This is a genomic window from Kitasatospora sp. NPDC089913, from assembly GCF_044748625.1.
In the GTDB taxonomy this organism is placed as follows: Bacteria; Actinomycetota; Actinomycetes; order Streptomycetales; family Streptomycetaceae; genus Kitasatospora.
In genome coordinates, this window is sequence record NZ_JBIVGI010000011.1 from 176,116 (window position 1) to 196,597 (window position 20,482).

General features: G+C 71.7%; 16 protein-coding genes. 1 reads left to right on the forward strand and 15 read right to left on the reverse strand.

Annotated elements, in window-relative coordinates; genetic code table 11:
- Positions 1 to 20 precede the first annotated feature (20 nt).
- The 5 genes from ACIPYS_RS19185 to ACIPYS_RS19205 all read right to left on the reverse strand — a co-directional run bounded on the left by ACIPYS_RS19185 (position 21) and on the right by ACIPYS_RS19205 (position 5,384).
- Positions 21 to 1,136, reverse strand: a complete 1,116-nt coding sequence (locus ACIPYS_RS19185; protein ID WP_400747410.1) for an ADP-ribosylglycohydrolase family protein — start codon at positions 1,134 to 1,136, stop codon at positions 21 to 23.
- Positions 1,137 to 1,274: 138 nt separating this feature from the next.
- A complete protein-coding gene (locus ACIPYS_RS19190) occupies positions 1,275 to 2,594 on the reverse strand; it encodes a DUF2786 domain-containing protein (RefSeq protein WP_400747411.1) in 1,320 nt (439 codons plus the stop codon).
- A 146-nt stretch (positions 2,595 to 2,740) separates the two neighbouring features.
- On the reverse strand, positions 2,741 to 3,367 hold the full coding sequence (locus tag ACIPYS_RS19195; protein ID WP_400747413.1) for a hypothetical protein: 627 nt from the start codon (positions 3,365 to 3,367) through the stop codon (positions 2,741 to 2,743).
- Between the two features lie 164 nt (positions 3,368 to 3,531).
- Positions 3,532 to 4,152 carry a response regulator transcription factor gene (locus ACIPYS_RS19200; RefSeq protein ID WP_231978826.1) on the reverse strand — a complete coding sequence of 207 codons (621 nt, stop codon included), beginning with the start codon at positions 4,150 to 4,152 and terminating at the stop codon, positions 3,532 to 3,534.
- Positions 4,153 to 4,208: 56 nt separating this feature from the next.
- On the reverse strand, positions 4,209 to 5,384 hold the full coding sequence (locus tag ACIPYS_RS19205; protein WP_400747415.1) for a sensor histidine kinase: 1,176 nt from the start codon (positions 5,382 to 5,384) through the stop codon (positions 4,209 to 4,211).
- 45 nt (positions 5,385 to 5,429) lie between these two features.
- Here ACIPYS_RS19205 and ACIPYS_RS19210 point away from each other — a divergent pair, with 45 nt between their 5' ends.
- Positions 5,430 to 5,576, forward strand: a complete 147-nt coding sequence (locus tag ACIPYS_RS19210; RefSeq protein ID WP_400747417.1) for a hypothetical protein — start codon at positions 5,430 to 5,432, stop codon at positions 5,574 to 5,576.
- Here ACIPYS_RS19210 and ACIPYS_RS19215 read toward each other — a convergent pair.
- From ACIPYS_RS19215 to nusG, 10 genes are all read right to left on the reverse strand, one after another.
- Entirely contained in the window at positions 5,563 to 6,243 is a 681-nt protein-coding gene (locus ACIPYS_RS19215; protein WP_400747419.1) for a hypothetical protein, read from the reverse strand. The genes ACIPYS_RS19210 and ACIPYS_RS19215 overlap by 14 nt on opposite strands.
- Positions 6,244 to 6,418: 175 nt before the next feature.
- Positions 6,419 to 10,309 (reverse strand): DNA-directed RNA polymerase subunit beta', encoded by a 3,891-nt coding sequence (locus ACIPYS_RS19220; RefSeq protein ID WP_093861694.1) that lies wholly within the window; start codon positions 10,307 to 10,309, stop codon positions 6,419 to 6,421.
- Between the two features lie 101 nt (positions 10,310 to 10,410).
- On the reverse strand, positions 10,411 to 13,887 hold the full coding sequence (rpoB, locus tag ACIPYS_RS19225) for a DNA-directed RNA polymerase subunit beta (RefSeq protein ID WP_030393256.1): 3,477 nt from the start codon (positions 13,885 to 13,887) through the stop codon (positions 10,411 to 10,413).
- A 794-nt stretch (positions 13,888 to 14,681) separates the two neighbouring features.
- Positions 14,682 to 15,065 carry a 50S ribosomal protein L7/L12 gene (gene rplL, locus ACIPYS_RS19230; protein ID WP_093861693.1) on the reverse strand — a complete coding sequence of 128 codons (384 nt, stop codon included), beginning with the start codon at positions 15,063 to 15,065 and terminating at the stop codon, positions 14,682 to 14,684.
- A gap of 90 nt (positions 15,066 to 15,155) precedes the next feature.
- A complete protein-coding gene (gene rplJ, locus ACIPYS_RS19235) occupies positions 15,156 to 15,719 on the reverse strand; it encodes a 50S ribosomal protein L10 (RefSeq protein WP_030393254.1) in 564 nt (187 codons plus the stop codon).
- Positions 15,720 to 16,069: 350 nt separating this feature from the next.
- Complete coding sequence (locus ACIPYS_RS19240) at positions 16,070 to 16,948, reverse strand: hypothetical protein (RefSeq protein WP_093861692.1); 879 nt, start codon at positions 16,946 to 16,948, stop codon at positions 16,070 to 16,072.
- A gap of 143 nt (positions 16,949 to 17,091) precedes the next feature.
- On the reverse strand, positions 17,092 to 17,907 hold the full coding sequence (locus ACIPYS_RS19245; RefSeq protein WP_400747423.1) for a hypothetical protein: 816 nt from the start codon (positions 17,905 to 17,907) through the stop codon (positions 17,092 to 17,094).
- Between the two features lie 182 nt (positions 17,908 to 18,089).
- Positions 18,090 to 18,812: a 50S ribosomal protein L1 gene (gene rplA, locus ACIPYS_RS19250; protein WP_093861690.1), complete on the reverse strand. Its 723-nt coding sequence runs from the start codon at positions 18,810 to 18,812 to the stop codon at positions 18,090 to 18,092.
- Between the two features lie 102 nt (positions 18,813 to 18,914).
- On the reverse strand, positions 18,915 to 19,349 hold the full coding sequence (gene rplK, locus ACIPYS_RS19255; protein WP_093861689.1) for a 50S ribosomal protein L11: 435 nt from the start codon (positions 19,347 to 19,349) through the stop codon (positions 18,915 to 18,917).
- 164 nt (positions 19,350 to 19,513) lie between these two features.
- Positions 19,514 to 20,419, reverse strand: coding sequence for a transcription termination/antitermination protein NusG (gene nusG, locus ACIPYS_RS19260; protein WP_400747426.1), 906 nt, complete (start codon positions 20,417 to 20,419; stop codon positions 19,514 to 19,516).
- Positions 20,420 to 20,482: the final 63 nt, after the last annotated feature.

The window sequence follows — 20,482 nt, forward strand, 5'->3', positions numbered from 1 at the left end:
GGCGGGCGGCGGCTCGGCGCTCAGACCGGGTAGCGGTCCCCGAGTGCCGGATGGCCCGGCTCCCGGCTGCCGAACAGCACCAGCAGGTCGTCCGCCGTCCGCAGCAGCGTCTCCCGCCCCTCCACCGCCTCGGTCCAGTCGGCCGGCAGCCCCGAGGCGCCGTACGCGGCGCCGACCAGATTGCCGCAGACCGCGCCGGTCGAGTCGCTGTCGCCGGAGTGGTTCACCGACAGCAACAGCGCCGTCCGGGCCGGCTCGGCGCCGTCGGCGCCCTCGGCGCCCGCCAGCAGGCAGTACACCGCGATCGCCAGGCACTCCTCGGCGATCCAGCCGAGGCCGACCCGCTCCACCGCCTCGGCGGACGGCCCGGACTCCTGGGCCACCCGTACGGCCCGGGCCAGCGCCTGCACCGTCTCCTTCGAGGCCGGCCACTCCCGGGTCTGCTCCACCGTCTCGCCGACCGCGGCCCAGGGCTCCGTCCCGGCCGCCAGCCGCTCCACCAGCGCCGCGAAGGCGCCGGCCGCCAGGTAGCCGGTCGGGTGCCCGTGGGTCAGCTGCGCGCACTGCGCGGCCAGTCCGAACGCCTGCTCCGCCCCCAGCCGGCCGAGGCCGAACGGCGCCGAGCGCATCACCGTGCCGCAGCCCTTGGAGTGCGCGTTGATCGGGCCCGGCTGCCCCAGCGCCACCGGCGCCTCGAACACCGGGTGGTACTGCACCCCGGTCAGGCAGGCGGTGCCGGGCGCCCGCCGCGCGTACAGGAACGGCTCGCGCAGCAGCCAGCCGTCGTACGGGTGGGGCAGCGGCTCGCGGTCGGGCGCGCCCTGCTGCTGGGTGAGCAGCCACCGGCGGTACGCGCCGTGCACCGCCTCCGGCACCGAACCGCCGCCGCCCGACCAGCCCCGGACGAAGCCGCGGATCAGGCCCTCGGCGGTGAAGAGCGTCATCTGGGTGTCGTCGGTGACCTCGGCGACCAGACCGCCGCCCGGCAGGCCGGTCACCCCGTCCGGCCCGAAGCGGTCCCGGATCTGGTCCAGCCGCTGGAACTCCACCGGCCAGCCCAGCGCGTCCCCGACCGCCCCGCCGAGCAGGGCGCCGCGCACCCGGTCCTGGTAGCCCGTCTCCGTACTCGTCCTCACACTGCCCGCCCCTCGTCGGTCCCCGTGCCCTGTTGTACCAGGCGCCCCGGTCCCGGCCGAGGCTCCCCGCCGAGCCGGCCGCCGCCGCAGGGCCGGCCGTCCCGGCCGAGGCTCCCCGCCGGGCGGCCGGGCCCGGGGTCAGCCGCGGATCTCCCCCGAACCGCCGCGCAGGGACGCCCGGTCCGCCGCCGCCCGGCCCGCCACCCAGCCCTCGCCGTCGCTCACCCGCACCCGCTGCGACACCAGCTTGGGGAACATCCGGCCGACCTCGTGGTCCACCGCCTCGGTGCGCGCCTTCAGGGCCGGCAGCAGCCGCTCGTCCGGCACCAGCTGCTCCGCCGTGCCGTCCTCGCGCAGGTGCCGGCCGGCCGCCGCGGCGCTGGTCGTCCGCTCGGTCGCCTCGGTCAGCCGCTCCCGGATCCGCGCCGCGTACGCGACCAGGAAGGACTGCCGGAACGCCTTGGTCCGGGAGGCCCCGTCCAGGTGCTGCCGGGCCCCGGCCTGCTGCATCGCGTGAGTGGCCTGCACCAGCAGCGAGGTGTACAGCAGCTCGACGCCGTCGAGGTCGGCGTCGAAGCCGATCACGGTGCAGAAGCCGAACTCCTTCGCCCACACCACCCGGCAGCGGTTGGCCGCGGCCACCGCGTCCAGCAGCATCGTCTTGGGGCCCTCGTACGGGTTGTCCACCCCGATCCGCAGCGCGCCGGGGGCGTGCGGGTCGGCGCCCTCGACGGCGAGCAGTGCCTCGTCGATGCTGTGCTGGGCCATCAGCTGCTGGGCCTTGGCGGTCAGCGCCTCGGCCTCCTCGGGGAAGTCGGTGGACTCGGCCTTCGCCAGCAGGGCGCGGATCCGCGACAGCATCCGGGGCTCGCCCGCCACCGGGCCGCGCGGCCGCTGCTCCGGGCGCGCCGAGTGCGCCGAGTGCGCCGCCCGCCCGGGGGCGGGGCCGACCGGGGCGATCGGCGGCAGCCGGCCCCAGCTGCGCAGCAGCTCCAGCAGTGCGGTGGCCAGCGCGAACCGGTCCAGCCGGTGCCGCTGGGCGAAGCCGGACAGGTACGCCTCGTCGGAGGGCCACCACACCTCCGCCTCCAGCTCGCGCAGCTGCTCCTGCCAGCGGCGGTCGAGTGCGGCGGCCGGGTGGCGGCGCCCCTCGGCGGCGATGAGGTCCACGGCGAGCGCCAGGTGCACCGGCTTCAGTTCCCGCCGCACCACCCGCACCAGGTCCGCCGGGCGCCAGCCGGCCGACCAGCACCGGCCGACCGCCGTGTCGGCGTGGCCCAGCGCCGCCCGGCTCACCGCCGGCCACGACCCGGCGGAGGCCGCCAGCAGCGAGGCGCCGGTGTCCAGCGCGAGGTCCAGCCCCTCCTCGGGGGCCGTCACCACCCCGCGCACCGCCGTGTCCAGCAGCACCCCGGCGTCCCCGCCCCCGCCGCCGCCACCCTGTCCACGCCTGCCCACGCCTACCTCGTCCCACGAACGGTCCCGTGCATCTCCCGCCCATGATGCCGGACCGCCCTGCCGGACGTCGGGTCTCCTCGGGTCTCCGGCCCGGGTCACCGTGCCCCGGACACCGCGGCTCGGGCCGCCCGGGCCGCCCGGGCCGCTCAGGCCGCTCGGGCCGCCACCGGACCGCGGGCACCCCGGCCGAACCCGGCCAGCGGGGCCAGCGCCACCAGCTGGCAGACCGCGGCGAGCGGCAGGAAGGCCAGGTCCGCCGCCGACAGCACGATCCCGACGGCCACCAGCACCGGACTCCACCGGCGCAGCACCCGGCCGGCCCCGACCGAGGCTCCCACCAGCAGCGCCAGCAGCCCCAGGTGGAACAGCAGCGGGAGCGCCGAGTAGAAGAGCGGCTCGACACCCGGCCGGCTCTGCACCGCCTCGAACAGGCGGTTCTGGTCCGCCTTGTCCACCGCCACCGCGCCGACGTACAGGTCGATCCCGATCTGCCCCAGCGAGGCGGCGAGCCCGGTGAACGCCGCGCCCAGCGCCACCCGACCGGCCACCCGGCCCCCGGGCGTCCGGCGCGGGCCCGGGGCGCGCCCCAGCGCCGACAGCAGCGGGGCGAACAGCAGCAGGGCCAGCAGCAGCAGGCTGTGGCCGACCAGCCAGCCGGGGCCGGGGTCGCGCGATCCGTCCAGCAGCCGGATGCCGCCGTACAGCGCCGTCAGCACGGGGGCGGCGACGACGGCGACGGTGACGACGGGGCGGGCGGGCGGCAGGGCGTTCACGGTGCACTCCTGACGGGACGGGGACCGCCGGCCCGGCCGACGGCTCCGGCGACTGCCGGCAGCACGGATCCTGTCCGCCGGGGCCCTCGTCGCGGATCGCCCGCACCGGCGAACCCGGCCGCTCCCCCGCGCGGGGGAGGACACCGCACGCCCCGCCCCCGCGCTCAGCGTTCGCCGGCCACCACCGCGCCCGCCTCGTAGGCGAACACCACCGCGTGCACCCGGTCCCGCAGCCCCAGCTTGGCCAGCACATTGCTGACATGGGTCTTCACCGTGTGCTCGCTCACCACCAGCTCGGCGGCGATCTCGGCGTTGGACAGCCCCCGGGCGAGCAGCACCAGCGTCTCCCGCTCACGCGCGGTGAGCTGCTCCAGCAGCCGGGACGGCGGCCGGGCCGGGCGCTCTCCGGAGCCGGGACGCCGGGCGGCGAACTCGCCGATCAGCCGGCGGGTCACCGAGGGCGCCAGCAGCGCGTCCCCGGAGGCCACCATCCGGACGCCGTGCGCCAGGTCGTCCCGGCGGACGTCCTTGAGCAGGAAGCCACTGGCCCCCGCGTACAGCGCGTCGAAGACGTAGTCGTCGATGTCGAAGGTGGTCAGCATGATCACCTTGGTGTCCGGGTACTCGGCACACACTCGCCGGGCCGCCTCCAGCCCGTCCATCACCGGCATCCGGACGTCCAGCAGCAGCACGTCCGGTCCGTGCGCACGGACCGCCTCGACCGCCTCGGCCCCGTCCGCCGCCTCGGCGACCACCTCGATGTCCGGCTGTGCGTCCAGGATCATCCCGAACCCGGCCCGCACCAGCTCCTGGTCGTCCGCGACGACCACCCTGATCGGCTTCACGCCCCCACCACCTCCCCGCCGCCCAGCGGCAGCCGGGCACTCACCAGGAACCCCCGGCCCCCCGGTCCGGGACCGGCCTCGGCCCGGCCGCCGCAGGCCGCCGCCCGCTCCCGGATGCCGACCAGCCCCCGGCCGCCGGAGAAGACGCCCGGCTCCCGGTCCGCCCGCACCCCGCGCCCGTTGTCGGACACCAGCACCACCAGCTCCGCCCCCTCCCGGACCACCCGGATCCCGATCCGGCCGGCCTCCGCGTGCTTGACCGTGTTGGTCAGCGCCTCCTGCACGATCCGGTAGCCGGCCGCCTCCACCCCGGCCGGCACCGGCCCGACCCGCTCGTCGAGTTCCAGCTCGACGACCACCCCGGCCCGGCGCACCCGCTCGGCCAGCACGGGCAGTTCGGCCAGCCGCGGCTGCGGCGCCAGCTCCGGCACCGCGCCGTCCTCCTTCAGCACCCCGAGGACCCGCCGCAGCTGGCCCATGGCGTCCCGCCCGGCATCGGCGATGGTGTCGAAGGTCTTCACCGCCCGGTCCGGATCGCTGCGCACCACCAGTGGTCCCGCCTCGGCCTGGATCACCATCAGCGAGACGGCGTGCGCCAGGATGTCGTGCATCTCCCGGGCGATCCGGGCGCGTTCCTCGACCACCGCGCGGGCCGCGTCACTGGCCGCCCGCCTCCCGGCCTCCCGGGCCCGCTCCGCCTCCACCGCCGCCAGCCGGCGCAGCTCCCGCACCAGGCAGCCGAACACGAACGCCCCGACCGAGGTGAGCAGCGAGAACAGCGCGCCGTTCGGCGAGTGCGTACCCACGACGTTGGCGACCACGGTCACCGCCAGCACCGTCCAGCGCTGCCGCTCCCCCGCCCGGTCGGCCACCGTGTACAGCGCGATCACCGCGTACAGCGGCAGCTGCGGCATGGCCGAGTGGGCGAGCACCGAGAGCACCGCCGACAGCCCGCCGCTGAGCACCAGGACGGTGACCGGCGCCCGCCGCCGCCAGGGCAGCGGCAGGGACGTCCCCAGCGCCAGCAGGTAGACCCACCACGGCCGGGCGGTCTCGTCCTGGGACACCGACCACAGCGAGACCGCCGCCGACACCGCCGCCAGCAGCCCGTCCACCACGCGCGGGTCGAGCCCGGTCGCCCGCGCCCGCCACTGTGCCGCCCGTCCGGTCATGGCCCCTCCCCCGTGTCCGGGGTACCCGCCCCCGCGGAGAAGATCATGCCCGACCGGCAGCGCGGTGGGCACTCCCCCGCCGGGACCGGCCCCGGCCCCGGCCCCGGTACCAGCACCAGCACCAGCACCAGCACCGGTACCGGCCCCGGCCGCTCGCGCGAGGGAACCGCCCCCCGGCTCAGCCACCGGTGACCGCCACGCCCCCGGTCCCGGCCCGCGCCGTGATGCTGCGGGGCGCCCCGTCCTGCCGCGGCACCGTCACCTCGACCCCGCCGACGTCGGTCCCGGCGTCGACCGCGTACGGCTCGCCGCCGGGCACCGAGACCCGGACCCCGCCGATCTCCGCCCGGGCCTCCACCGAGGTCGGGCTCACGGCGAAGGCCAGCTCGACCCCGCCGGTCTCCGCGACCACCCGCACCTTCGCCGAGGTCAGACCGGTCGCCTCCACCCCGCCGACGCCGGCCGTGGCCTGCACCTCCCCGGCCAGGCCGTGCAGCCGGATCCCGCCGGTCGCGCTGTTCAGCCGCACCGCCGTGCCGGCCGGGACGGTCACCTCGTAGCCGACCCCGCAGTCCGAGCAGTCGTAGGACAGCCGGAGCGTGCCGTCCACCAACGAGTGCCCGGTCCGCGGCGGGTCGCCGCGGAAGTCCTGCTTCTCGACCACCCGCAGGGTGTCCCCGGCCCGGACCTCGATCCCGCCGACCCGCCCGTCCACCACCAGCTCGTTCACCGGCCCGGCCACCCCGTAGGAGACCGTCAGCCGGTCGCGGCCCTCGTCCCCGTCCCGGAAGCAGCCGACCGAACCCAGCGCCACCGCCCCGGTGATCGCCGCCGCCCCCAGCACCCGTCGCACGTCCATGCCCGTGTCCTCCGCCCGTCCTCGTTCCGACGGTCCAGAGCCTGACGCCCCCGGTCCGCCGGACGCCTCCCCCGCCGGACCGGTCTCCCGCCCTCCCCCGCACGACGGAGTCCGGGAACGCCGCAGGGCGGCCACCCCGTCCGGGGTGACCGCCCTGCGATCAGGAACCTTCGACTCAGCCGGTGTACGGGCCGTAGTCGTAGTCGTCCAGCGGGACCGCCTGGCCGGAGCCGGCGCCGAAGGGCGACAGGTCGTAGTCGTCGTAGCCGACGGCCGAGTACATCGCGGCCTTGGCCTCCTCGGTCGGCTCGACCCGGATGTTGCGGTAGCGGGGCAGACCCGTACCGGCCGGGATGAGCTTACCGAGGATGACGTTCTCCTTGAGGCCCAGCAGCGGGTCCGACTTGGCGTGGATCGCCGCGTCGGTGAGGACCCGGGTCGTCTCCTGGAAGGAGGCGGCCGACAGCCAGGACTCGGTGGCCAGCGAGGCCTTGGTGATACCCATCAGCTGCGGACGGCCGGAGGCGGGGTGACCGCCCTCGGAGACCACACGACGGTTCTCGGTCTCGAAGCGGCCGCGCTCGACGAGCTCGCCCGGGAGCAGCTCGGCGTCGCCCGACTCGATGATCGTCACGCGGCGGAGCATCTGCCGGATGATGATCTCGATGTGCTTGTCGTGGATCGACACACCCTGCGAGTTGTAGACCTTCTGGACCTCGGCGACCAGGTGGATCTGGACGGCACGCTGGCCCATGATCCGCAGCACGTCGTGCGGGTTGGTGGCACCCATGGTCAGCTTCTGGCCGACCTCGACCGCCTCGCCCTCGCTGACGAGCAGCTTCACACGCTTCGAGACCGGGTAGGCGATCTCGTCGGTGCCGTCGTCCGGCGTGACGACCAGCTTGCGGGTCTTCTCGGTGTCCTCGATGCGGACCCGGCCCTGGGCCTCCGAGATCGGGGCCACACCCTTGGGGGTACGGGCCTCGAAGAGCTCGACGACACGGGGCAGACCCTGCGTGATGTCGTCACCGGCCACACCACCGGTGTGGAAGGTACGCATGGTCAGCTGGGTACCGGGCTCACCGATGGACTGGGCGGCGATGATGCCGACCGCCTCACCGATGTCGACCAGCTTGCCGGTGGCCAGCGAGCGGCCGTAGCAGAAGGCACAGGTGCCGACGGCCGACTCACAGGTCAGGATCGAGCGGGTCTTGACCTCGCTGATGCCGTGGCGGATCAGCTCGTCGATCAGCACGTCACCGAGGTCGGTGTTCGCGGTGGCCAGCAGCTTGCCGTCCACCGTGATGTCCTCGGCGAGCATGCGGGCGTAGACGCTGGTCTCGACGTCGTCCGTCTTGCGCAGGACGCCGTTCTCGACCGTGCCGATCGCCAGCTTGAGGCCGCGCTCGGTGCCGCAGTCCTCCTCGCGGATGATGACGTCCTGGGAGACGTCGACCAGACGACGGGTGAGGTAGCCGGAGTCGGCGGTACGGAGGGCGGTGTCCGCGAGACCCTTACGGGCACCGTGGGTGGAGATGAAGTACTCCAGCACGGAGAGGCCCTCACGGAACGACGCCTTGATGGGTCGCGCGATGGTCTCGTTCTTCGCGTTGGACACCAGACCACGCATACCGGCGATCTGACGCATCTGCATCATGTTTCCACGAGCACCCGAGTCGACCATCATGAAGATGGGGTTCGTCTTCGGGAAGTTCTCGTTCATGGCCTCGGCGACCTCGTTGGTCGCCCGGGTCCAGATGCCGATGAGCTCCTGCTTGCGCTCGTCGTTGGTGATCAGACCGCGCTCGTACTGCTTCTGGATCTTCTCCGCCTGGGCCTCGTAGCCCTCGAGGATCTGGCCCTTGTTCGGCGGGACCACGACGTCGGAGATCGAGACGGTGACACCCGAACGGGTCGACCAGTGGAAGCCGGCCGCCTTCAGGTTGTCCAGGGTCGCCGCGACGGTGACCTTGGGGTAGCGCTCGGCCAGGTCGTTGACGATCGCGGAGAGCTGCTTCTTGCCCACCTCGTAGTCGACGAACGGGTAGTCCTCGGGCAGCAGCTCGTTGAAGAGCGCGCGGCCCAGGGTGGTCTTCAGGCGGAAGGACTCGCCCTCGAACCAGGACGACTGACCGTCCTCGTCCAGCGGCGGGGTCCAGCCGCGCGGCGGCACGGTGCCGATCGGCAGGCGCAGCTCGATCGGGGCCTGGACACCCAGCTCGCGGGCGTCGAAGGCCATGATCGCCTCGGCGGTCGACGAGAAGGTGCGGCCGGCGCCCTTCACGTTCTCGCGGTCCGAGGTCAGGAAGAACAGACCGAGCACCATGTCCTGGGTCGGCATGGTGACGGGGCGACCGTCGGCCGGCTTCAGGATGTTGTTCGAGGACAGCATCAGGATGCGGGCCTCGGCCTGCGCCTCCGCGGAGAGCGGCAGGTGGACGGCCATCTGGTCACCGTCGAAGTCCGCGTTGAACGCGGTGCAGACGAGCGGGTGGATCTGGATGGCCTTGCCCTCGACCAGCTGCGGCTCGAAGGCCTGGATGCCGAGGCGGTGCAGGGTGGGCGCACGGTTCAGCAGGACCGGGTGCTCGGCGATGACCTCTTCGAGGACGTCCCACACGACCGGGCGGGCGCGCTCGACCATGCGCTTGGCCGACTTGATGTTCTGCGCGTGGTTCAGGTCGACCAGGCGCTTCATCACGAACGGCTTGAAGAGCTCCAGCGCCATGGCCTTGGGCAGACCGCACTGGTGCAGCTTGAGCTGCGGGCCGACGACGATGACCGAACGGGCCGAGTAGTCGACTCGCTTGCCGAGCAGGTTCTGGCGGAAACGACCCTGCTTGCCCTTCAGCATGTCGCTGAGGGACTTCAGCGGGCGGTTGCCCGGACCGGTGACCGGACGGCCGCGGCGGCCGTTGTCGAACAGCGCGTCGACGGCCTCCTGGAGCATGCGCTTCTCGTTGTTCACGATGATCTCGGGCGCGCCGAGGTCGAGAAGCCGCTTCAGGCGGTTGTTGCGGTTGATGACACGGCGGTACAGGTCGTTCAGGTCGGAGGTCGCGAAGCGGCCACCGTCCAGCTGCACCATCGGACGCAGGTCCGGCGGGATGACCGGGACGCAGTCCAGCACCATGCCGTTGGGCTTGTTGGTGGTCTGCAGGAACGCGGAGACGACCTTGAGGCGCTTGAGCGCACGGGTCTTCTTCTGGCCCTTGCCGGTGCGGATGATCTCGCGCAGGCGCTCGGACTCCTCCGCCAGGTCGAAGGTCTCGAGGCGGTCCTTGAGGGCCGCCGCGCCCATCGAGCCGGAGAAGTAGGTGCCGAAGCGGTCGCGCAGCTCGCGGTAGAGCAGCTCGTCGCCCTCGAGGTCCTGGACCTTGAGGTTCTTGAAGCGGGCCCACACCTCGTCGAGGCGGTCGAGCTCGCGCTGCGCGCGGTCGCGCAGCTGCTTCATCTCGCGCTCGGCGCCCTCGCGCACCTTGCGGCGGACATCGGCCTTGGCGCCCTCGGCCTCCAGCTCGGCGAGGTCGGTCTCGGCCTTCTTGGCGCGCGTCTCGAGGTCGGAGTCGCGACGGTTCTCGATCTGCTGACGCTCGACCGAGACGTGCGCCTCCAGGGACGGCAGGTCGCGCTGACGGCGCTCGTCGTCCACCCAGGTGATCATGTAGGCGGCGAAGTAGATGACCTTCTCGAGGTCCTTCGGCGCCAGGTCCAGCAGGTAGCCGAGGCGGGACGGCACACCCTTGAAGTACCAGATGTGGGTGACCGGGGCGGCCAGCTCGATGTGGCCCATCCGCTCACGGCGCACCTTGGCGCGGGTCACCTCGACGCCGCAGCGCTCACAGATGATGCCCTTGAAGCGGACGCGCTTGTACTTGCCGCAGTAGCACTCCCAGTCCCGGGTCGGACCGAAGATCTTCTCGCAGAAGAGTCCGTCCTTTTCGGGCTTCAGGGTGCGGTAGTTGATGGTCTCCGGCTTCTTGACCTCGCCGTGCGACCACTGGCGGATGTCGTCGGCGGTGGCCAGGCCGATGCGGAGCTCGTCGAAGAAGTTGACGTCAAGCACTGGTCGTCAAGCCCTCTTTCGTAAGTCGAGAGTCGTTCATGTGGTCTGAGGGGGGCCTGGGGGCGGGCCGGCCGCTCGGTGAGCGGCCGGCCCGGCCTCCGTCAGACCTCTTCGACGCTGCTCGGCTCGCGCCGGGACAGGTCGATGCCGAGCTCCTCGGCGGCGCGGAACACGTCCTCGTCGGAGTCCCGCATCTCGATGGACTGGCCGTCCGAGGACAGCACCTCCACGTTGAGGCAGAGCGACTGCATTTCCTTGATGAGCACCTTGAAGGACTCGGGAATGCCGGGCTCGGGGATGTTCTCGCCCTTGACGATGGCCTCGTAGACCTTCACACGGCCGAGAACGTCGTCGGACTTGATGGTGAGGAGCTCCTGCAGCGCGTAGGCCGCGCCGTACGCCTCGAGGGCCCACACCTCCATCTCACCGAAGCGCTGACCACCGAACTGCGCCTTACCACCGAGCGGCTGCTGGGTGATCATGGAGTACGGGCCGGTCGAACGGGCGTGCAGCTTGTCGTCGACCAGGTGGTGCAGCTTGAGGATGTACATGTAGCCGACCGAGACCGGCATCGGGAACGGCTCGCCGGAGCGGCCGTCGAACAGCCGGGCCTTGCCGGTGGAGTTCACCAGGCGCTCACCGTCACGGGTGAGGGTGGTGTGGTCCAGCAGGCCGGTGATCTCGTCCTCGCGGGCGCCGTCGAAGACCGGGGTGGCGAGGTTGGTGCCACCGTCGACCTGGTCGGCGCCGATCGCCTGGAGGCGCTGGGCCCACTCGTCGGCGAGGCCGGAGACGTCCCAGCCCTGCTTGGCGAGCCACCCGAGGTGGATCTCCAGGACCTGTCCCGGGTTCATTCGGGACGGGACACCCAGCGGGTTGAGGATGATGTCGACCGGGGTGCCGTCCTCCAGGAACGGCATGTCCTCGACCGGCAGGATCTTCGAGATGACGCCCTTGTTGCCGTGACGGCCGGCGAGCTTGTCACCGTTGGTGATCTTGCGCTTCTGGGCCACGTAGACGCGGACCAGCTGGTTGACGCCCGGGGGCAGCTCGTCGCCCTCTTCGCGGTCGAAGACGCGGACGCCGATGACCTTGCCGGACTCACCGTGCGGCACCTTCAGCGAGGTGTCGCGGACCTCACGGGCCTTCTCGCCGAAGATCGCGCGGAGCAGGCGCTCCTCCGGGGTCAGCTCGGTCTCGCCCTTGGGCGTGACCTTGCCGACCAGGATGTCGCCGGTGACGACGTCGGCGCCGATGCGGATGATGCCGCGCTCGTCGAGGTCGGCGAGGACCTCCTCGGAGACGTTCGGGATGTCCCGGGTGATCTCCTCGGGGCCCAGCTTGGTGTCACGGGCGTCGACCTCGTGCTCCTCGATGTGGATCGAGGAGAGGACGTCGTCCTGCACGAGGCGCTGCGACAGGATGATCGCGTCCTCGTAGTTGTGACCCTCCCAGGACATGAACGCCACCAGCAGGTTCTTGCCGAGGGCCATCTCGCCCTCGTCGGTGCAAGGACCGTCGGCGAGCACCTGGCCGGACTCGACCCGGGCGCCCTCGTCCACGAGCACCTTCTGGTTGAAGGCGGTGCCCTGGTTGGAGCGGGTGAACTTGGCGGCGCGGTACGTGGTGTACGTGCCGTCGTCGTTGGCCACGGTGACGTAGTCGGCCGAGACCTCCTGGACGACACCGGCCTTCTCGGCGGTGATGACGTCCGCGGCGTCGACGGCGCAGCGGTACTCCATGCCGGTACCGACCAGCGGAGCCTCGCTCTTCAGCAGCGGCACCGCCTGGCGCATCATGTTCGAGCCCATGAGCGCGCGGTTGGCGTCGTCGTGCTCGAGGAACGGGATCATGGCGGTCGCGACCGACACCATCTGGCGCGGCGAGACGTCCATGTAGTCGATCTCGGTGCCGGGGATGTAGTCGATCTCGCCGCCGCGGCGGCGGACCAGGACACGCGGCTCCGCGAAGGTCAGCTCCGCCGTCAGCGGGGCGTTGGCCTGCGCGATGACGAAGCGGTCCTCCTCGTCGGCGGTCAGGTAGTCGACCTGCTCGGTGACGACACCCTCGATGACCTTGCGGTACGGGGTCTCGATGAAGCCGAACGCGTTGACCCGGCCGTAGGAGGCGAGCGAGCCGATCAGACCGATGTTCGGGCCTTCGGGGGTCTCGATCGGACACATGCGGCCGTAGTGCGAGGGGTGCACGTCACGGACCTCGAAGCCGGCCCGCTCACGGGACAGACCACCGGGGCCGAGCGCGGACAGACGGCGCTTGTGGGTCAGGCCCGACAGCGGGTTCGTCTGGTCCATGAACTGCGACAGCTGGCTGGTGCCGAAGAACTCCTTGATGGAGGCGACGACCGGCCGGATGTTGATCAGGGTCTGCGGCGTGATCGCCTCGACGTCCTGGGTGGTCATGCGCTCGCGCACGACGCGCTCCATGCGGGCGAGACCCGTACGGACCTGGTTCTGGATGAGCTCGCCCACGTTGCGCAGGCGGCGGTTGCCGAAGTGGTCGATGTCGTCGACCTCGACCACGATGTCGCGGCCGGTCTCGTCACGCCAGTCGACCTCGCCGGCGTGCAGCTTGACCAGGTACTTGATCGCGTTGATGATGTCGGGCTCGGTGAGCACACCGGAGTCCAGCGACTCGGCGTTGCCGAGCTTGCGGTTCACCTTGTAGCGGCCGACCTTGGCGAGGTCGTAGCGCTTCGGGTTGAAGTACAGGTTCTCCAGCAGCGTCTGCGCGGCCTCGCGCGTCGGCGGCTCCCCGGGACGCAGCTTGCGGTAGATGTCGAGCAGCGCGTCGTCCTGGCCCTGGGTGTGGTCCTTCTCCAGGGTGGCGCGCATCGACTCGTACTCGCCGAACTCCTCGAGAATCATCTCGTTGGTCCAGCCGAGGGCCTTGAGCAGCACGGTGACCGACTGCTTGCGCTTGCGGTCGATGCGGACGCCGACCATGTCGCGCTTGTCGATCTCCATCTCGAGCCAGGCACCGCGCGAGGGGATGACCTTGCAGGAGTAGATGTCCTTGTCGGACACCTTGTCCAGGGTGGAGTCGAAGTACACGCCCGGCGAGCGGACGAGCTGCGACACGACGACACGCTCGGTGCCGTTGATCACGAACGTGCCCTTGTGGGTCATGAGCGGGAAATCGCCCATGAAGACCGTCTGAGACTTGATCTCACCGGTCTCGTTGTTGGTGAACTCGGCCGTGACGAAGAGCGGGGCCGCGTACGTGAAGTCGCGGTCCTTGCACTCGTCAATGGAGTTCTTCGGCGGCTCGAAACGGTGGTCGCGGAAGGTCAGCGACATCGACCCGCTGAAGTCCTCGATCGGGGAGATCTCCTCGAAGATCTCCTCCAGACCGGACTTCGTGGGGACGTCCTGACCGTTGTCCAGCGCCCGCTCGACCCGGGTCTTCCAGGCCGCGTTGCCGAGCAGCCAGTCAAAGCTCTCGGTCTGCAGGGCCAGGAGGTTAGGGACCTCGAGGGGCTCCTTGATCTTCGCGAACGAGACGCGGAGCGGGGCGGTGGATGCGGCGGAATTGTTCGAGGCGTTGCGCGGCGCGGCCAAGAGGGGGGTCCTTCCGAGGGCTCGGAGCTCACTACGCGCGTACCGGCCGGGCCTTCACGGGCTCGGTCCCACCTCCGCGCCACCGGCCTCCGCCGAGGTCGAAACCTCAGGTCAGAGCCGCTTTGCGGAGGCGGTGCCAGACCCCTTCAGGGCAACGCAAACTCCGGGCGACGAGTCACGGAGCAGCTAACAGGCAGCGCAAAGGGACAGTGTAGCCAAAGGCGACACTGCTGTCCAGCTCTGATTCGGAGACCGAATCGGAGACTCCTCCCGGTAGCCGTCGGGCGCGAACGCCCTCCGGGTACTGCAGCGGCCCGGACTCGTCCGGGCCCACGACTCACGTGGAGTCACTTCCCTCCGGAGCCGCCGGTTATGCATCCGGCGGTCGACCAACCGGGGCGGACTCGCGCCTCGAGAATCGCGCGCGCCCGCCGGGTTCGTCAAGGGCCCGCCTCCGGTGCGGGCCTCGTCCCGTTCATCGCTCCGGGCCACCCCGGCGTTACAGAAGCCGTGGTCGGGGCCGTAGCCGATGACAGCGATCACCATACCCGTCCGCACCGACAGTGCCGAGTGCTCGATCGGCCACGCCGGTGTGTCCGGCCGCGGACCCGCCGGGGACGGGGCGGATGCGGGGCGGGCGCAGGCCGGGGGCGGACCGGGGAACGGCCGGGGGCAGGCCGGGGGCGGCCGGGAAGCGGCCACCGGCCGGGCGGGGCCGGAAACGCAAAAAGCCGGGCCGACCACCCGCAAGGGTGATCGGCCCGGCCCACTGCCCCCTCAGAGGGGGCGGCGAGTCACTTGACGGTGACCTTGGCGCCGGCGCCCTCGAGAGCGGCCTTGGCCTTCTCGGCAACGTCCTTGGCAACCTTCTCCAGAACCTTGGCACCAGCGGTGTCAACGAGGTCCTTGGCCTCCTTCAGGCCGAGGGAGGTCAGGGTGCGCACCTCCTTGATGACCTGGATCTTCTTGTCGCCCGGGCCATCGAGGATGACGTCGAACTCGTCCTGCTCCTCGACGGCCTCGGCCACGGCGCCCGGGCCGGCGATGCCGGCAACGGCGACCGGAGCGGCAGCGGTGACGTCGAACTTCTCCTCGAAGGCCTTCACGAACGCGGCCAGCTCGATGAGGGTGAGCTCCTCGAACTGCGCGAGCAGCTCGTCCTGGGACAGCTTCGCCATGATTGGCGTCCTTCCACTAAATCGGCAGGTGGTGCCGGATGTACGGGTTGGCGGGCGTACGGGCCCGCAGCGAGGCAGGGCCTCGGCCGATCACTCGGCCGCGGTCTCCTCGGCGGCGGGAGCCGGCGTACCGGCACCGCCCTGCTCGACCTTTTCCCGAAGCGCCTCGACCGTGCGGACGAGCTTCGAGGGCAGGGCCTGGAAGAGCGCGGCAGCCTGCGACTGCTTGCCCTTCATGGCACCCGCCAGCTTGGCGAGCAGCACCTCGCGGGACTCGAGGTCCGCGAGCTTCTTGATCTCGTCGGCGGACAGCGCCTTACCGTCAAGGACACCGCCCTTGATGACGAGAGCAGGGTTCTCCTTGGCGAAGTCACGCAGAGCCTTCGCCGACTCCACCGGGTCACCGGTGACGAAGGCGACAGCCGTCGGACCGGCGAACAGGTCGTCGAGCTCCGTGATCCCGACCTCATTGGCCGCGATCTTGGTCAGCGTGTTCTTCACCACGGCGTACTGGGCGTTCTCGCCCAGCGAGCGACGCAGGGTCTTGACCTGCTTCACCGTCAGACCGCGGTACTCGGTCAGCACCGCAGCGTTCGAGCCACGGAAAAGCTCCGTGATCTCGGCGACGGCAGCAGCCTTGTCGGGCCTAGCCATAGGCTTACGCCTCCTTCCGTGATGTCGAAATCAGGCCGACCGCGAGAGTCGACCATTCGCGCCTCGGACCGCCGGACGGAGGAGAACCTCTGCGGAAAAGCAGATGAGCCCCGGTGCGCAGGCGCACGGGGCTCGTGGCGAACTCGACGGGTCCGCATGCGAGGCACGCGACCCGGAGGTCGAAGCTCCAAACAATCCTGCGCGGGCTGCCCGCGCACGAGGCGCGGATCCTTCGGTCACGCACTCCCTGACGGGGGCGGCGCGACAACCAGCGGTCTTTGGCTTCCGACACAGTAGCCGGATGCCGCCGTCCGGGGCAAATCGCCCCTGGTCGCGACCGCCCGGCCGGCTCAGCGGGCCGTCGGCGGGGTGCTGCGGGTGCCGGTGTCCACGGTGTCCGACTCGGCCGGGGCCTGCGCCGAGAGCGGGCCGCCGGGCTCGGTGTAGAGCACCGAGTCGTCGAGCCGGCCGCTGTCGCCCGCCCCGGTCCGCTGCAGCCGGACCAGCTGGTCCTTGTCGTTCAGCCAGAGGTCCAGGACGAGCGAGGCCGAGCCGCCGGGCGCCAGCGCGGTCCGCAGGCCCTCCCGGCGGACCTGGCTCAGCTGGGTCTGCGCCGCCGCGTAACGGGCCGCGTCGGTACTCACCCGGTAGTGCTCCACCGCGGAGTCCTCGAACTTCTCCTCGCCGACGTACTGGGCGGTGGTCCCCTCGGCGGTCGCGGCGGCCAGCGCCACCACCGGGTTGAGCAGGTCGATCAGCCCGGCGTACGGGATCTCCCGGTGCCCGTCCGGGCCCGGCGCCCCGGCGAACCGCTCCCAGTGCCGCCCGCCCAGCCGGGCCGCGGTGGCCGCGTCACCGCCCTCGTAGGCGACGGTGTCCACGACGATCAGCTGCTCGGCCGCCGCCGGGGTGGAACGTTTGACCTGGAGCGCGGTCTTCGGCTGCCAGAACAGCGGGCCGGAGCCGGCGTCCGAGCCCAGCCGGTAGCTCACCTTGGCCCGGCGCGCGGTCTGCATGGCCAGCTGGGCCGAGAGCAGCACGCCGTGCGGGGAGCGGTCGGTCGGCTTGGCCGGCCAGGTCGGTGAGGCGCTGCTGGGTGTCGGCGTCGGGGCGCCGGACGCGCTCGACGAGCCGCCCGGGGCCGGGCCGTCCGCCCCGCCGCACCCGCTCAGGCCGCCCGCCAGCACCGCGACGGCGACCACCGCCGCCAGCCGCTGCCGCACCGCCATCCAGGCCTCCCCGTCGGATCCGTCCTCGGCGGACGGCCACCCAGGCCGGCCCGTCCGCTCCCGCCCACCTTGCCACCCGGTCCCGCGCGGCTCCCTGGCACCCCCCGCCACTCGGCCGCACCGACCGTCCCGGACCGGCCGGTTCAGCCCGCGGAGGCCGGCGGCGCGGTGGGCGCGTCGGTGGCGCCCTCGGCCGGCTCGGCCCCCTCGGCGATGTCGGTGGTGGTCACCACGGCGCCGGAGGCGCCCCTGACCGTGGACCGCACCCGCAGCAGCCGGTCCCCCGGCGCCACCCAGAAGTCGTACTCGACGGCGGCGACCCCGCGCCGCTCGTAGTAGTCGAGCCTCTCGTTCAGCCTGGCCGGGCTCAGCCCCTCCTCGGCGCCGAAGTAGTCCGCCACCGGTGCGGCGCCCCGGTAGTGCGCGACCGTCCCGCCGTTCAGCTCCTCGCCGCCCAGCGGGGTGAGCTTGCCGGCCAGCGCCATCAGGCGGGCCGACCCGCCCGGGTTGGCCAGCAGACCCGTGATCCAGCCGCCGGACCAGCCGGTCGGTCCGCCGGGGACGGCACGCGGGTCCAGCGACTCCGCCCGGTCCCGGTCCGCGGAGCGCGGCGCCGCACCGGCGTAGCCGAGGTCCAGGGCACCGTCCCGGCCCCGCAGCAGCCCGGTGCCCAGCTCGTCGGTGACGGTCAGCTCGGCCGAGTCGTGGGCGCCCCAGGACACCGTGCCGCTCGCGCTCCGCCGCCCCGCCGGTCCCTCCTCGACCGCCTGGATCCGTGCCCCGCCCGCGTCGTCCAGCCGCTGCGAGGCGGACAGCAGCACCTGCCGGGGCGGCCGGACGGTGGGCCGGTCGCTGATCGGGGTGCGGTCGCCGGAGACGGCCAGCACACTGCACGCGGTGAGGCCGGCGGCGAGCAGCAGCAGGGCCGCCCCCTTGGCGGCGGGGCGAACGGCGGGCACGGCACACTCCGGCGGTCGGACGGCGGCGGGCTCCCTCGGCCGGGAACGCGCGGGCGGACCGGCCGAGCGTACGACGGACCGTGTGCCCGTTCCCCCGGCAGGGGGTATCGATCGGGAAACGACGGCGGGCCCGCACCCCCGGCGAAGGGGGTACGGGCCCGCCGTACGAAGGTCGGCTGCGATCAGACCGCGGCCGGGTCCTCCTCGACGAGGAGGTTGCGGGTGCGGTTCGGGTCCACCAGGATGCCGGGGCCGATGGTGGTCGAGAACGCGGTCTTCTTGATGTAGCGGCCCTTGGCGGCGGACGGCTTGGCGCGGAGCACCTCGTCCAGCGCGGCGGCGTAGTTCTCGACCAGCTGCTCGTCGGTGAAGGAGGTCTTCCCGATGATGAAGTGCAGGTTCGAGTGCTTGTCGACGCGGAACTCGATCTTGCCGCCCTTGATGTCGTTGACAGCCTTGGCGACATCCGGGGTGACGGTGCCGGTCTTCGGGTTCGGCATCAGACCACGGGGACCGAGCACGCGGCCGAGGCGGCCGACCTTGCCCATGAGGTCCGGGGTGGCGACGACGGCGTCGAAGTCCAGCTTGCCCTTCGCGACCTCGTCGATGAGCTCGTCGGCACCGACGATGTCGGCGCCCGCAGCACGCGCGGCCTCGGCACGCTCGCCGGTCGCGAAGACCAGGACCCGAGCGGTCTTACCGGTGCCGTGCGGGAGGATCACGGTGCTGCGGACCATCTGGTCGGCCTTGCGCGGGTCGACACCCAGACGCATGGCGACCTCGACGGTGCCGTCGAACTTGCTGGTGCTGGTCGCCTTGGCGAGGCGGACGGCCTCGAGGGGGGCGTAAAGGCGCTCGCGGTCGACCTGGGCGTCCGCGGCCTTCAGGGCCTTGCTGCGCTTCATAGCTGCTCCTGAATGGTGAATGGAGTTGTGGTGTCACGGGCCTGCGCGGGCCCTACCACAGGGACGGCTGAATCAACTTTTCCCTGACGGGAAGGGAGGTTCTCAGCCCTCGACCGTGATGCCCATCGACCGGGCGGTGCCGGCGATGATCTTGGACGCGGCGTCCAGGTCGTTGGCGTTCAGGTCGGGCATCTTGGTCGTGGCGATCTCGCGGACCTGGGCGGCGGTGAGCTTCGCGACCTTGGTCTTGTGCGGCTCGCTCGAGCCCTTCTCGATGCCGGCGGCCTTCAGGATGAGGCGCGCGGCCGGCGGCGTCTTCGTGATGAAGGTGAAGGAACGGTCCTCGTAGACCGTGATCTCCACCGGCACGATCATGCCGCGCTGCGACTCGGTCGCGGCGTTGTAGGCCTTGCAGAACTCCATGATGTTGACGCCGTGCTGACCCAGCGCGGGGCCGACCGGCGGGGCCGGGTTCGCCGCGCCGGCGTTGATCTGGAGCTTGATAAGCCCCGTGACCTTCTTCTTCTTGGGAGGCATGTCTCTCCGGGTCCTTCCGAGAGGTGATTGCTGGTGCGTGCGGACACGGGGCGACACCCGGTCGCCAGCACACACATCGGACCAGGCTAACGCCTCGGCGTCGCTGGACCAAAACGGATTCGGGGCGGGCCCGCGGGCCCGCCCCGAATCCGAAGACGATGGGACTAGTTCTTCTGGATCTGGTCGAAGGAGAGCTCGACCGGGGTCTCCCGGCCGAAGATCTCGACCAGGCCCTTGACCTTCTTCGAGTCGGGGTTGATCTCGTTGATGGTCGCCTGCAGGGTGGCGAACGGACCGTCGGTGACGGTGACCGAGTCGCCGACCTCGAAGTCGAGGACCTGGATCTCGCTGGGCTTGACCGGCGAGGGCTTGCCGGCCTCCTTGGCCGCCTGGCGCTCGACGTCGGGGGCGAGCATCTTGACGACCTCGTCCAGGGTCAGCGGGTACGGGTCGTAGGCGTTGCCGACGAAGCCGGTGACACCGGGGGTGTTGCGCACGACGCCCCAGGACTCCGGGGTGAGGTCCATGCGCACCAGGACGTAGCCGGGGAGCTTGTTCTGGCGGATGGTCTTGCGGTCGCCGTTCTTGATCTGGACGACCTCCTCCTGCGGCACCTCGGCCTGGAAGATGTACTCCTCGACGTTGAGGGAGACCGCGCGCTGCTCCAGGTTCTGCTTCACCCGGTTCTCGTAACCGGCGTAGGTGTGGATCACGTACCACTCGCCGGGCATGAACCGGAGGTCCTCGCGGAACTTGGCGACCGGGTCGACCTCGACGGCCTCCTCCTCGGTCTCCTCGGCGGCGGCCTCGTCCTCGTCGCCCTCGGTGTCCTCGTCGGCGGCGTCCTCGACGAGCTCCTCCTCGGTCTCCACGTGCAGCGCGACGTCCTCGGCCGGCTCGCCGGCCTCGGCCTCGTCGAACGCCTCGACCTCGTCCTCGTCGGTGTCGACCGCGTCCACGATCTGCTGCTCGTCGGACTCGACGGCGTCAGCCAGCTCGGCCGCGTCCTCGGCGGCGACATCCGCCTCGAGGACGGTCTCGTCGGCGTCGTACAGGGGGGACTCAGACACGGTGGCTGCTTCTTTCCTGGAGATGGTGAAGGTGGCACGCTCCGCGACGGTCCGGCTCCGCTC

Bases quoted from the DNA above. Each gene is read 5' to 3' on its own strand.
- ACIPYS_RS19200 (WP_231978826.1), bottom strand. From the start codon at position 4,152: ATGATCCTGGACGCACAGCCGGACATCGAGGTGGTCGCCGAGGCGGCG.
- ACIPYS_RS19205 (WP_400747415.1), bottom strand. From the start codon at position 5,384: ATGACCGGACGGGCGGCACAGTGGCGGGCGCGGGCGACCGGGCTCGAC.
- ACIPYS_RS19210 (WP_400747417.1), top strand. From the start codon at position 5,430: ATGCCCGACCGGCAGCGCGGTGGGCACTCCCCCGCCGGGACCGGCCCC.
- ACIPYS_RS19215 (WP_400747419.1), bottom strand. From the start codon at position 6,243: ATGGACGTGCGACGGGTGCTGGGGGCGGCGGCGATCACCGGGGCGGTG.
- rplL (WP_093861693.1), bottom strand. From the start codon at position 15,065: ATGGCGAAGCTGTCCCAGGACGAGCTGCTCGCGCAGTTCGAGGAGCTC.
- rplJ (WP_030393254.1), bottom strand. From the start codon at position 15,719: ATGGCTAGGCCCGACAAGGCTGCTGCCGTCGCCGAGATCACGGAGCTT.
- ACIPYS_RS19240 (WP_093861692.1), bottom strand. From the start codon at position 16,948: ATGGCGGTGCGGCAGCGGCTGGCGGCGGTGGTCGCCGTCGCGGTGCTG.
- rplA (WP_093861690.1), bottom strand. From the start codon at position 18,812: ATGAAGCGCAGCAAGGCCCTGAAGGCCGCGGACGCCCAGGTCGACCGC.
- rplK (WP_093861689.1), bottom strand. From the start codon at position 19,349: ATGCCTCCCAAGAAGAAGAAGGTCACGGGGCTTATCAAGCTCCAGATC.